This window comes from Microcoleus sp. M2_D5 (assembly GCF_036701935.1).
Classification (GTDB): domain Bacteria; phylum Cyanobacteriota; class Cyanobacteriia; order Cyanobacteriales; family Microcoleaceae; genus Microcoleus.
Window position 1 is genome coordinate 1 of record NZ_JAUBRP010000023.1, and the last position, 13,209, is coordinate 13,209.

Below are 13,209 nucleotides of genomic sequence, written 5' to 3' on the forward strand. Positions count from 1 at the left end.
ACTTTTCACTCGCTCGCACGCTCTCGATCGCTTTCGCTACGTAACGTGCGATCGATTATTCAGCAAACCCTAATTAATAACGTTTTACGCCAATATATAGAGAACAATAACAAAACCCAGCACTCAGCATAACCGTGCGTTTTAAGTTGTGGTGCATAGTATTGTGGGTGAGTTAGAGAGATTTCTATCCTGCTTGAGCAATAATTTGCCCTATATCTTGAGGCGTTGCACCTGTTGCCAGGATTGCGCGTATTAACAGTTCAATTGAAACCGAATCGTCGCCATTTTCAGCCTTGGCAATACGAGGTTGGCTGGAGTTGATTTTCTCAGCTAACTCTGCCTGTGTCATCAATCTTTGCCGACGTTCTTTGAGATTAAGACTGAGGGCTAACTTAATGTCAATTAGGATCGATTCCTCTGGTGAAAGTTGTAAGAATTCCGAGGCAGAGCCTATCTTCCAGCCTTGATATTCTAGACGCTTCTTTTTCGCTTCATCCATAACATTAGTCCTCTATTTCTGTGTCATACTTCTTCAATCGTTTCTTGCAGTTTTCAATCACGTTGATTGGTGTACTTCTAGTGGTCTTATTAAAGACTTCGAGAATCAGAATTGCATCTTCGTCGATTCGGTAAATAAGCCTCCAATTTTGACCTATATCCCGGATTCTTAGCTCATGGCAGTGTTTGCCAATGCTCGGCATAGGTCTTGAATGAGGCATTCCGAGACTTTCACCCTGCTGCAAACGTCTAAGAAGCACACCAGCCTCTATGCGTGCTTCTTGACTAAAAGGTGGTGTTTTAACCTCACCCTGTAACCAGGCTAAAGGTTTATTGATTTCGTCCATATCGCCATTTATATCATATCTGATATAATTATAGTTGTCATCGCAGTCCAACCAGGGCTTGCAGCGGACAGTCTAAACACTCTAGTGATGGCTCGAAAACTAATGCCGCTGTTGAACGCAATCGTTATCTGCGATCGCACCGATCGAACTTGTGAAAAGTTCGATCGCCCATTTCCTACTTAACAAACAGCCGCTACACCCAACTCTGCAATCGCCACCTCCGGGCCCACCAAAGAAACATACGGTTCGATGAAGTATTTCTTAGCAGCATCCCGCGCTTGTGAAGCTGTCACCTGTGCAATTTCTTCTTGAAATTGCTGGTCAAATTTAATTCCCAATCCCAAAATTTCGTACCAACCTAAAACTTGGGCAATTTGCGAATTAGTTTGTTTTCCTAAAGCATATTGACCGAGCATTTTATTCTTGCAAGCTTGCAATTCTTCCTCGCTTAGTTCGGTGTTGGCGAGCCGATCGACTTCGGCGCGCAATCCTTCAAAAGCAGTCGTTGTATTTTCCGGCGCCGTACCCATGTACGCGACAAACTGAGCCGTGTCCAAGCGCGTCGCGTAGACTGCCGAAACGTCGTAAGCCAAGCCCCGCTTTTCCCGCAATTCCACAAACAACCGGCTCGACAAACCGTTACCCAAATAAGTATTGAGCAACTTAATTGCTGCGTAATCGGGATTTTTGACAGAGGGTGCGAGGTAGCCCAGCATAATCACTGATTGCTGCGTATCTTGCGCCGTAACGACCGACTCAGGGGAGGGGTAGAGAGGGGGTACGGTTAAAGTTGGCAGGGGTGTTAAAGGCGCTTTCCAGGAGCCAAAAGTTCGATGGATCAGGGCGATCGCATCTTCAGTGGAGATTCTGCCGGCTACAGAAATAACTACATTATCGGGACGGAAATAGGTTTTGTGGAACTGTTCGAGCTCGTTTCTGGTGAGCTTTGACATAGTAGCTTCCGTGCCCAAGGGAGAGAAAGCATAGGGATGTTCCTGGTACATCGCGTGCCGCAATTGCTCGAAGGCGATCGCAAACGGCTGTTCTTGTTGCGATCGAATTGCCGATATGGCAATGCGGCGTTCGAGTTCGACTTCAGCTTCCGGGAAATTGGGCGATCGCGTCAATTGCGCCGCCAACTCCAAAATTTCCTCAAAATCCGCAGAAACCGTCTTCAAACTGACTAAAAAATAGTCTGTAGTAGAGTCGGCACTCAACCTCGCTCCCACCGATTCTACACGTTCGGCAATTTCCAGCGAAGACAGCCGATCGGTTCCCTTAGTCATTACCGCCGACAGCAAGTGACACAATCCTGCTTGTTCCGGCTGCACGTAGCGACTGCCGGCCCGCAGGAATATCCTAGCTGCAATAATATCTGCTGCTGGATTTTCTGCTGCTAAGACAACAATACCGTTGTCTAAAACCGTGCGCTGGATTTCATTTTTCATGGTTAATTTAGTTGGGAACTTGTACTGAGCGTAGCTGAAGTATTGGTAATTGAAAATGGGTAAGGGGTAATTGGTAATGGGTAATTGGTAATTACTTGATTGCCATTTTTATATTTTCCATTTGCATCTTGTATGATGTCATACCGGGCAGGGCCTGACGCACAACCTCTAAATGTAACAACATCTATCCTCTAAGGTGTGCCACAAGGACAAAGAACCCTGGACAAACGCCGAACCTCTATCCCCTAGGGTGCGCCACAAGGACAAAGAACCCCGGACAAATGCCGAACATCTCTCCGCTACCAAAAATATATGTATTTTTACCCGTTTACCAATTAGATTGGTTTTAGCACCACAGCCGTGTAGCGGCGGGGAGAAAGATATTGTTGAGCTAGGCGCTGGAGGTCTAAGGGCCCAAATGCTTTAATCCTGGTGGGATAGCTAAGCGCTAATTCCGCAGTGGCGATCGTATTGTAATATCCGTAAAGACCCGCTAGCTGTCCAGGCGTTTCGAGCGAGAAAGCAAAATCGTTGCACAGCAAACGCTGACAGCGGAGCAATTCTACCTCAGAAACCGGCTCAGACTGCAATTGCCAAAGCCGATCGCAAATCCGAGATTCCACCTGTTCGACATCCTTTGCGTCCAAGACTGCACTGATAGTAAATAAACTCGATTCCCGTTGCAGCGAGAAAGTGCTGTCGATCGCCTCTACCAATTGTAATTCTTCCCGCAGTTCCCTGACTAAACGCGAAGTCCGCCCGTCTGCGAGCAACACCGACAGCAAATCCAAGCCGCAAGCACTTTGCAAGTGTTCAACTCCCGGCCCCGTCCACGCCATCATCAGTCGCGCTTGTTCCAATCGCGGCAGGCCCAATTCCTGACGGCGAATTTCTATCAGTGGCGGTTCCGCTTCTGCGGTTAATTTGGGACAATCCCATCTGTCTAAAAACTGCTCGAATGCTTTCCCCGTAATATCTCTGGCCTGTTGTTCCTCAATTCCCCCGACTACCACCACTGTCATATTTTCCGGCTGATAGTGCGCTCGGTGGAAACAGCGCATTTCGTGGGGAGTTCGCGACATCAGCAACTCTTCGGTTCCCAATACCGATCGCCTGTAGGGATGCCGCTGATAAACTGTTTCCATCATGGCTTGGAAACCCAGCCAATCGGGATTGTCTTGAGCTTGACGGATTTCTTCTAGCACCACATCTCGCTCGCGATCGAATTCCCGATCCGGAATCGAAGCCCGCAGCAGCAATTCTGCCAGCGGCTGCGCTGTTTCTGCTAAATAATCGGCCGCAGCGTTGACGAAAAAATGGGCGTAGTCGTGACTTGTAGCTGCATTGGCGACACCGCCCCGATTTTCGATTACCTGGTCAAATTCTCCCGGGGCGATCGAATCCGTCCCTTTAAATATCATGTGTTCTAAAAAATGAGCCATTCCCGACCAAGAATCCGGCTCCAGCGTAGCGCCAGCCCTCACCCACACGTCTAGCGCGACCACCGGTGTGGCCTCTAGGCGCTGGTGAATGACCGTTAACCCATTATTCAGCTTCCAGACATTGGCTGGGAACTCTAAAGCAGTGAGCAGTTGAGACAAGCTAGTTATTCTTAAACTTTAGTTAACTTCGGCTGCAACTATGGTAGCGCTTTAGGGCTCTGCGATCGGGATTAATTGATACAAAAGTCAGTTGGCACTTGACAGTTGGCACTTGGCAGTTGGCACTTGGTAGTTCTCACTTAATAGTTCTCACTTAATAGTTCTCAGTGGTCAGTTGGCAGTTATTAAGGGTAATTTTTGCTTTTTTAAAAAACGACCTTAGCCTTAATTAACTATCATTTGTTGGTTTAAAAGTCAATAGGTTGCGCGGGATATTAATGAATCAGTCGGGAGAAAGAGGATGTTATCAGAATATTTCAATAAATTAAGAGATGTAAGAACACTAAAGACATTGAGAGGAGAAACGACAGATGGTAGCTACCTTAGAAGATACCAAGCGCCAAGCGATCGCAACTAAATTAGCAGACATGAAAGCGCTGCAAAACCTGCTGATCGCCAACGAGCAATTGTTCATCAATTCCTGCAACGACTCCGAACTAGCCCAGCGCTTCCGGGATATGCTCGAAGACGATCGCAAAAACTTGGGCGTATTAGAAACTACGATCGTGCAATACGGCATTCAAGCCGAACCCAAAGAAACCAGCACAAAAATGATTGAAGAAGTTCAGAAACTCATGCAAGGTTCTGAACTGACATTGTTTGAAAAAGTCACGCAGCACGAACTGCTCAAACACAAACAAACAATGGCAGGTTTGTTAATTCACAAAGCCGCTCAAGTAGTCGGCGCCGACATCGAAGCTGCCATTACTCCCCTCAACACAGTTAACTTTGAGAACCGCGCTCACCAAGAACAACTCAAAGGAGTTCTCGAAATTTTAGGCGTCCGCGAACTGACAGGCAAAGACCCCGACCAAGGCGTTTGGGCTCGCGTGCAAGATGCAATGGCAGCCATGACCGGCATCATCGGCGGTGCAGTTACCCGCAGCAAAGATGAGATGAACATCACCGAAATCCTCACCATGGATCACCGCAAAGCCGATACCCTCTTTATGGAAATCGCAAGCACCGACGATCCTCAAAAACTGCAAGAATTCTTCGGTCAGTTGTACAAAGATTTAAGCGTCCACGCAGAAGCAGAAGAACAAATTGTTTACCCAGCAATTCGCAGCTACTACAGCAACACTCAAGAACTGTACAACGAGCAAGGAGAAATGAAGCAAATGCTCGCCAAGATTAAGTCAATGAACCCCAGTTCTTCTGATTTCAAAGCCCAAATCAAACAGCTCCAAACAGCAGTTCAGGATCACGTTAAAGAAGAAGAAACCGATATGTTCGCTCAAATTCGCCGCAACTTGAGCGAAGCGCAAATGGAACAAATGGCTACTCAATTCAAAGCAGCCAAAAGCACAATGCAGCAAGAAATGGCTAACTTGAGCTAATTCAGCAGCGAGCTAATTTTAACTCTACCAAAACTAGAGCCTAGCTAAACTGCAACCTATCAATCCCGCTACCAACGTGGCGGGATTACTATATTTGTTGTACGGGCGGGTTTTACAAACAATCTCTGTCACTGGTTCACAATCTAAATAAACCCGCCCTCCTTCTTTTATGATTGCGGGGGGCGGGTTTATTTATATTATGAATTTCATCAAATATTTTCGGTAAAACTCGCCCCTACGAGCATTGGGAGCAAGAATATTTTAGCCGTTAATCACAGATCCTCCGTTGGGATGCAAAATTTGACCCGTCATGTAAGACGAATCTTTTGAAGCTAAAAACACGTAACAGGGGGCAACTTCGTCGGGTTGACCGGGGCGTCCCAGGGGCGTGTCTGCACCAAATTTCTCCACTTTTTCTTCAGGGAAAGTTGCAGGAATTAGAGGCGTCCAAATCGGGCCGGGGGCGACTCCGTTGACGCGAATTCCTTTCTCAGCTAAACTTTGAGACAAGGAGCGAGTAAAGGCAACAATTGCTCCTTTTGTGGAGGAGTAATCTAGCAATTGTTGATTGCCTTTGTAAGCGGTGACAGAGGTAGTGTTGATAATTGCACTTCCTTCTTTGAGGTGTTTTAGAGCGGCTTTTGTGAGGTAAAACATTGAGAAAATGTTGGTGCGGAATGTGCGCTCTAATTGTTCGGCAGTTATGTTTTCGATGCTTTCTTGGAGATGCTGTTCGGCGGCGTTGTTGACGAGGATGTCGAGGCGGCCGAATTCTTTAACTGTTTGTTGTACAAGGTTTTGACAGACGCTTTCGTCGCCGATGTCGCCGCCGATCGCAATACACCGCCGGCCTTGTTGTTCGATCGCCTCTTTGGTCTTTTTGGCATCATCATCTTCGTTGAGATAGCTGATGACCACGTTAGCGCCTTCTTTCGCAAAGGCGATCGCCACTGCACGCCCGATACCGCTGTCTCCGCCAGTAATTAAGGCTACTTTGTCCCGCAATTTGTCGCTACCGCGGTATCCCTCCGCGAAGGATTGAGGTTGGGGAGTCATTTGCGATTCAATACCGGGTTGCTGTTCTTGATGTTGAGCCGGATTAATCTTCTGTTCGGTTGGCATAAAAAATTCCTGTAAGTTCTACCTCTATAAGTAAAGGTTTTCTGTAACTAGGGAATCGCTCTTTTTGCCGATCGCCCTCTACTACTAAAGACAGTAATTAAAGAGATAAATAAACCCGTCAGCCGAACCCATGATTGTGGCGGCCTGGTGTATATAAATTGTGAGTTTTCCTCAAAGATTGTCGGTAAAACCCGTCCCTACGAGTATGGGGATATATTTGTTGTAGAGGCGGGTTTCACGAACAATATTTCCGGTAATTAAAGAAATCCATAAACCCGCCCCGCAAGCCTCTAATTATTGTCAAAACAGCAAAAAGCACGCCAAAATATCATTTGACGTGCAGGTTAAACAAGCTAGTTGCTAATTGCTGAGTCTCAAACTAGAAACCCAAGTTAAGAGTTGGATCTGTCGAAGCTGGAGCGCCCACCGTTAGTTGAGATTGCTGCAGCAGACCGTTCTGTTCTAAAAACGATATAACCAGGTTATTCGCGGAGTTTTGGAACTCGCTGATGTTAACAGGGCTGCTAACACCAGTCTCAGGAACGAGCAAGCCATAGCTGTTGGCCTTCGCGGTAGGATCGGGTGAAATGCCGCCGTCGAGCAGATCATCGCGGACATCGGGGAGGCTAGAAGCAGTTACCACACCCGTGGTGCCACCAGTCAACGGATCGGTGCTAGCACCAGTTGAGCCTGGCGCCGACACGCCGATCGGCGTTACAAAAGTATTTGGCCCCGGTACCGAGAACGCAACAGGGTTAGGCCCTGTCGGAATGGGGAACGGGTTGGCAACGCCCGGAGCGTTGAAAACTTCCAAGAGCGAATAGGTACCCGGAGCTAAATTGGTGAACAGAACCTCGCCCTGAGCATTACTCCTCACCAGAGGCTCGGTAGCAGGATCGTAGCGGCCGTTCCGGTTGAAATCCAAGGTGAACGGGATACCCTCCAAAGGAGGTTCGCCCTCATCTCGAAGCCCGTTGCGGTTGTCGTCCCGGAATTTTCCTCCTAGATAGTTAAAGAACTGACCGTTGCCCACCAAAGCACAAGTAAACGTTTGGTTTGCGCCCAAAACGATGTCCAGTGGTTGAGTAGTTTGGAAAGAATTGGAAGGCACCACTTCCCGGACTCGGTAAATACCGGGGGTCAAATTGCCAAACTCCCAGCGGCCGAACTGATCGCTGACGGTACTTGCTTCTCCGGCATCAAGGGCGTCGTTACCGTTGCTGTCGATGTAGATTGTGACCCCTGCGATCGGCGTTTCAAAGCCGTCCCGGTAGCCGTTGCCGTTCAAGTCTTGGAATTTGCACCCAGTGATGCGACTGTTGGGGGTGTTGCCAAAGACAACGTTGGCATCTTGAGTGCTGATGTTGAACTGCACCCGATCCGGAGTAGTAGGACTAAAACCAGCTTGCGGCACTTCCCGAACCACATAATTGCCCGGTTCCAGGTTGGTGAAAGCACCGCGCCCGTTGGCATCAGTTACTAGCGACTGTTCCCCTGTGTCGAGGGCGCCGTTGTCGTTGGCATCAAGGTAAACCGTGATGCCGGGAATGCCCACTTCCTGTAGAGTGTTGGCCGGTTCGTAACGACCGTTAGCGTTCTGATCGTTGTATTTGAAGACCGTGATGTTGGGGCGCGTATTCCCGACAGCACCGCTACCTGGATTTACCAAAATCGGGGTGAAGAAGACTGCGGGTTCGGGGTTGACCGGCGGGAACGGGGGCGGGAAGTTCGCCGCAACGACCCGCTGGCCGCCTGGAACACTATTATCTGCGACTATGAAAGGCAGCGTGCCCTGCTGCCGCGATTGGGGCCCGGGGGCTGTGACTTCTACCGGGTTCTGGGTAGTGTTAATTGGCGGCTGGTTGGCTATGAATGTTTCAAAGGTTTCCAATACCGAGTAGCTGCCAGCTTTCAAATCTCTGAAGGTAGCCCTACCATCAGGGCCAGTGAACAGTTGCGGTTCGCCCGCGTCTGTCCTGCCGTTCCGGTTCAAATCGAGGATGAACGGGATGCCTGAGAGGGGAACTTCGCCTCCATCTTGTATGCCGTTGGCGTTGTCGTCCCGGAATTTGAAGATCGGGATTTCGTACAGGGGAGTGTTGCCCACTTGAGCGCAGGCCCATATCTCGCCAGGGCCGAGGTTCACGTCAAGCAGGGGGGTGCTGCCGGGGGGAGTGCTTTGGGGAAAATCTCTTTCTAACGGTTCAGTTCCCGGCCCGTTGGCGCGCTCTTCCCGAATCCGGTACTGCCCAGCCGACAAACCTGTGAATCGGAACTCGCCGTTTCTATCGGTTAAGGTAGTGCGTTCCCCTGCATCTAGCTGACCGTTGTTGTTGGCATCGATATAGATTCTGACGTTTTCCATCGGGGGTTCACTCCCGTCTCGAAAGCCGTCGTTGTCTACGTCGAGGTATTTGCAGCCAATAATCTGACCGGCCGGGACGGGAGCATTGCCGAACAACACTGTGGCATTAGTGCCCGCGAGGGTGACTACGACTGGGTTGGGAGTTGTCGGGCTGAAACCGGCTGGCGAGATTTCCCTGACTGTATAGGTGCCTGGAAGCAAGCCTGGAAATACGAAGTTTCCGCTGGCGTTTGTCAGCGTCGAGGGTTCACCTGGATCGACAGTGGTGTTGTTATTGGTGTCAATAAAGATTTGGACATCGCGGAGTCCCGGTTCGCCCGGTTCTCGAATGCCGTTGCCGTTGAGGTCATTGAACTTGGTACCCTGGATACCCGCAGGAGCGTTGCCAAAATTGATGGTTGGCGGTAGCACTATTGGGGGTAATACAGGAAGTACCTGACTAGCTATTCTTTCTTCTGCCATGATTTTCTTTTCCTTCACACCTAAATCTACGTAAGCTACAGGCTACTGTATCACTTTGTCAATCAGCAGTTAGCTGCTGCTAGCGACTGACGATCGCTACTCAATCATACATACGTCTACGTTGCTCGAAGGTTCCTCATCTAACATCAGGCTTACTCCAGCTTTGTCGCACGAGATTATATCAGGTTTTGAATAGCTGTGGCAATTTGAGCGCAATATCTTCAAGATTTGCGCCCTGAGTTCTTCTGCCCGTGGACACTTGCTGTTTAGAGCTGGAACAACGTTAAGATTCACTGAACCTCGGTGAATTGAGCGACCGTGCCACGAGGGCGATCGCACTTGGGGAATTGTCTGATAATTCCTAAAAACAGGTATGATACTGTCTCTGAATCTTGCTCCTCATATACAAGCCAGCTTTGGGCTTCCCGGAACTGTTGGAGGTTGCCAACAATAGGGTATCACGCGATCGCCTTTTAACCTCTTCTTGATTTTTATCTGCGGTTTGGGATGCGGGGCGATCGAGTTTTGTGTCACCCTACATAACCGAGAAATCTCTCGCTGCCTGCGGCACAAACGAGTGAGCGATCGCCCCATTAATTAATAATTCATTTGTCTTGACAAAAGTATCAATCTGTGAATTAGGCTCCAGACCGACATTCTGTTGCCCAAAGTTAGGAATATTGGCTAAATTCGCAAAAGGTAGATCGACCCAAAAATCACTAATTCCATCGTTATCACGACCCGAGATCGAAAGCAAGCTATCGGGCTCAATATTGCCTGCTGGTTCGCCCGCACAGTTACTGGCATCCGTCAGCGGGTCGCCCGAGGATTTAGCCGACCTACCCTCAGCCTCTCCCGTCACCAAATCGATGCTGCTAGCCCGAATCTCTGCCGAGACCACAACCACCGCAGGCGGAGTCGTTTGAATGAAGCCTGGGGGCGGAACTTCGCGGACAACATAACTACCTACCGGAACGTTACGGAAACTGTAATTGCCCTGAACGTCGCTGAGGGTACTCGCTTCGCCCGGATCTAAACTGCTGTTGTTGTTGAGGTCGATGTAAATTTGAGTATTGGCGATCGGCGGTTCCCCCGGATCTAGGCGGCCGTTGGCGTTAAAATCGTTAAATTTCACACCGCTGATGGTGCCAGTCACCAACACGTTGCCAAAGCTGAGATTAGTGGCATTTGTGCCGTTACCCACGGCGATCGGAGTCGGATTTGGCGTGGTTTGTTGAAAACCGGGCTGCGGGACTTCCCTGACCACATAGGTTCCTTGAGGCAAATTGATAAAAGAAAAATTACCTTGGGGGTTGGTTAAAGTCGAAGGTTCGCCCGCATCTAAACTGCCGTTGTTGTTGAAATCAAGGTAAATCGGCCAGTTGGCAACTCTCGGTTCCGTAGGTTCGTTGATACCGTTAGCGTTGAGGTCGTTGAACTTGAAGCCGCTGATGCTGCCGGTGGGAAAATTGTTGCCGAAATTGACGCCGACAGCGTTGGTATTGCCCGTGATGTCGATCGGGCCTGGATTGGGCGTAGTCTGTACCCATCCCGGTTGCTGGACTTCCCTCACCAAATACCGGCCGGGAGAAACATTGGCAAAAGTGTAGTTGCCTTGCGGGTTTGTGATGGTGTTAGGTTCGCCCGGATCAAAGCTGGCGTTGCCGTTGAGGTCGAGGTAAATTGGCCAGTTGGCCAGAGGCGGGTCTGTGGCATCTCGGACGCTGTTGGCATTGAGGTCGTTGAACTTGACACCGCTGATGCTGCCGACAAAAAAGACATTGCCAAAATTGATGTTGTTGACAGTGGCGTTGGAAGTAACGTTAACCGGGCCGGGGTCAGGCGTGGTTTGAAGAAAACCCGGTTGCTGGACTTCTCTCACCAAATATGTATCTGCGGGAATATTGACAAAAGCATAATTGCCTTCATCATTTGTAAAAGTAAAAGGTTCGCCGCCGTCGAGCCTGTTGTTGCGGTTGAGGTCGAGGTAAATTTGCCAGTTAGCTAGCCCTTGTTCCCCAGGATCTCGGCTGCTGCTGTTGTTGATGTCGTTGAATTTTGTGCCTGCGATCGTCCCTGCGTTAAAGTTATTGCCAAAATTGATATTGCCAGCGTTTGTGCCGCTGGTAATTGTGATGGGTGCGGGATTAGGGGTAGTTTGGCGAAAGTTCGGCTGCTGGACTTCCCTAACTTGGTAAGTTCCTGGCGGCAGGTTGCCGAAGAAGTAGTTGCCTTGCGCGTTTGTGAGGGTGGAAGGTTCGTTAAACTCAAGCTGGCCGTTGTTGTTGAGGTCGAGGTAGATTTGCCAGTTGGGAATGGGGACTTCTCCGGGATCTGGGAGGCCGTTGGCGTTAAAATCGTTGTATTTAGTGCCGCTGATGCTGCCGACTTGGAAGTTCCCGATGTTGACGTTGCCGATGTCTATTTGGCTGGCGGTTCTGAATTCGGACATGGTGTTGCTGGGGCCCAATGAACGCGGTTCAATGTTTTCTGTAGGGCAATCTAGCAGTTTTTTTGCCAATTGCAGCTATTTCAGGGGATAAATTATTTTTAGGAAAGGGAAGGGCAGGGAATCAGAAATGCCCTGCGCGGGCCAATGCCCAATGCCCAATGCCCTGCGCGGGCCAATGCGTAAATTTTTTCCAGATTTGATGTACGATCGCTACCAGTTTTGCAGAGGTCGAATTCCCAATGTCCCAAAACTTGACAGCAAGCTGGAATGACGCCCGCGAGGTTCCGAGTTTGCTCTTTGGCTGGAGTTTGTGCGGTTTATTGGTAATGGGATCGATCGCCCCTACTCCTGCTGCCGCACAGCTACCTACCTCCGAACAGAGTAACAGCAATAGCCCGATCGCTCAAGCAGGTGCGATCGTCCGCCCCACGATCAAATTGGGCAGCCGCGGCGAGGAAGTGATCGAACTCCAAGCTGCTCTTCAATTGTTGGGCTTTTATACTGGCACTGTAGACGGGATTTTCTCACAAAGCACCGCTAGAGCTGTGTCTCAGTTCCAGCAAGCAGCAGGTTTGCCTCCCGACGCCATAGTCGGTCAAGATACTTGGAATCGGCTGTTTCCTGCGACTCCGAGCGCGATCGAAAACCCGATCGCCAACGATCCTGTAACTGGCGACAACTCAGAGATTAGCCCCCAAGCGCAGCCAACCAATTTTCCAGTTTTGAGAAGACGAATGCGCGGGCAAGCAGTCAGAGATTTGCAAGAGCGGCTGCGGGCAAAGGGATTTTTGCGGGTGAGTGCTGACGGCGTGTTTGGCCCGGAAACTCAAGCTGCTGTCAAGGCGGCTCAGCGACAATATCAACTGCCAGCAGACGGCATTGTCGGCCGCGCAACTTGGGAAGCTCTGCTGCGCTGACAGCAAGCATCCAGGATACCCGCCACGCGATCGATCCGTGGAGAAATTAAAAACGTGTATCCGATAAGCAAGCCCCCGAATTTATCTCGCGCAAGTCAATGCTTCAATTCTTCAATTCTTCAATTCTTCAATCTAAAATCGATTGACAGCAAGGTGTACAGTCTTGGACGCTGCAAGACTCAAGAAACCGGGTTTTTTACCTATAACTCTGGATGTAACGCCGTATTTTGGTAAAAAAACCCGGTTTCTGATATCCCCAAAGTCGAGATTTTATTAGCAAACTGCACATTGTGCGACCTACTAATTTTACAAATTGTTAATAATCGCTTTGGAAAGTATTTCTTCATATCAAAAAGTGTCAAGTTTGGTAAACAAAGTGTTTTTATGCGCGGAGTTGGTGTTAAGTTAAAAACATGAGGGGCAAAACCAAGAAGCACAAAAAACTTGGATAAAAAATTTGGAATTAGAGTATTTGTCCCGATCGGCTCTAGTCCGCAGGCAACGCCTGAACCGTGTAGCTTATTAGCAAAGAAAGGTTGATATTGCGATTCGTATTGGTTAGATAGCTTGAGGCTATTGCATGAATCAAAAGTTGCG

At 49.2% G+C, this 13,209-nt stretch carries 9 protein-coding genes; 2 read left to right on the top strand and 7 right to left on the bottom strand.

Annotated elements, in window-relative coordinates; genetic code table 11:
• Window positions 1–184: 184 nt before the first annotated feature.
• The 4 genes from QUA50_RS12185 to QUA50_RS12200 form a co-directional block, all read right to left on the bottom strand.
• Window positions 185–499 (bottom strand): helix-turn-helix transcriptional regulator, encoded by a 315-nt coding sequence (locus QUA50_RS12185; RefSeq protein ID WP_333264638.1) that lies wholly within the window; start codon window positions 497–499, stop codon window positions 185–187.
• 4 nt (window positions 500–503) lie between these two features.
• Window positions 504–845 carry a type II toxin-antitoxin system RelE/ParE family toxin gene (locus tag QUA50_RS12190; protein ID WP_333264637.1) on the bottom strand — a complete coding sequence of 114 codons (342 nt, stop codon included), beginning with the start codon at window positions 843–845 and terminating at the stop codon, window positions 504–506.
• Between the two features lie 179 nt (window positions 846–1,024).
• Window positions 1,025–2,293, bottom strand: coding sequence for a pitrilysin family protein (locus QUA50_RS12195; RefSeq protein ID WP_333264636.1), 1,269 nt, complete (start codon window positions 2,291–2,293; stop codon window positions 1,025–1,027).
• 335 nt (window positions 2,294–2,628) lie between these two features.
• Window positions 2,629–3,894: a pitrilysin family protein gene (locus QUA50_RS12200; RefSeq protein WP_333264635.1), complete on the bottom strand. Its 1,266-nt coding sequence runs from the start codon at window positions 3,892–3,894 to the stop codon at window positions 2,629–2,631.
• 371 nt (window positions 3,895–4,265) lie between these two features.
• Between QUA50_RS12200 and QUA50_RS12205 the strand changes: the two genes are divergently transcribed.
• A complete protein-coding gene (locus tag QUA50_RS12205) occupies window positions 4,266–5,294 on the top strand; it encodes a hemerythrin domain-containing protein (RefSeq protein WP_333264634.1) in 1,029 nt (342 codons plus the stop codon).
• Window positions 5,295–5,555: 261 nt separating this feature from the next.
• Here the strand turns inward: QUA50_RS12205 and QUA50_RS12210 are convergent, their stop codons facing one another.
• The 3 genes from QUA50_RS12210 to QUA50_RS12220 all read right to left on the bottom strand — a co-directional run bounded on the left by QUA50_RS12210 (window position 5,556) and on the right by QUA50_RS12220 (window position 11,695).
• Complete coding sequence (locus tag QUA50_RS12210) at window positions 5,556–6,416, bottom strand: SDR family oxidoreductase (protein ID WP_333264633.1); 861 nt, start codon at window positions 6,414–6,416, stop codon at window positions 5,556–5,558.
• Between the two features lie 379 nt (window positions 6,417–6,795).
• On the bottom strand, window positions 6,796–9,243 hold the full coding sequence (locus tag QUA50_RS12215) for an SdrD B-like domain-containing protein (RefSeq protein WP_333264632.1): 2,448 nt from the start codon (window positions 9,241–9,243) through the stop codon (window positions 6,796–6,798).
• Between the two features lie 535 nt (window positions 9,244–9,778).
• Window positions 9,779–11,695, bottom strand: coding sequence for an SdrD B-like domain-containing protein (locus QUA50_RS12220; RefSeq protein WP_333264631.1), 1,917 nt, complete (start codon window positions 11,693–11,695; stop codon window positions 9,779–9,781).
• A gap of 239 nt (window positions 11,696–11,934) precedes the next feature.
• Here QUA50_RS12220 and QUA50_RS12225 point away from each other — a divergent pair, with 239 nt between their 5' ends.
• Window positions 11,935–12,612: a peptidoglycan-binding protein gene (locus QUA50_RS12225; RefSeq protein ID WP_333264630.1), complete on the top strand. Its 678-nt coding sequence runs from the start codon at window positions 11,935–11,937 to the stop codon at window positions 12,610–12,612.
• The last annotated feature ends 597 nt before the right edge of the window (window positions 12,613–13,209 follow it).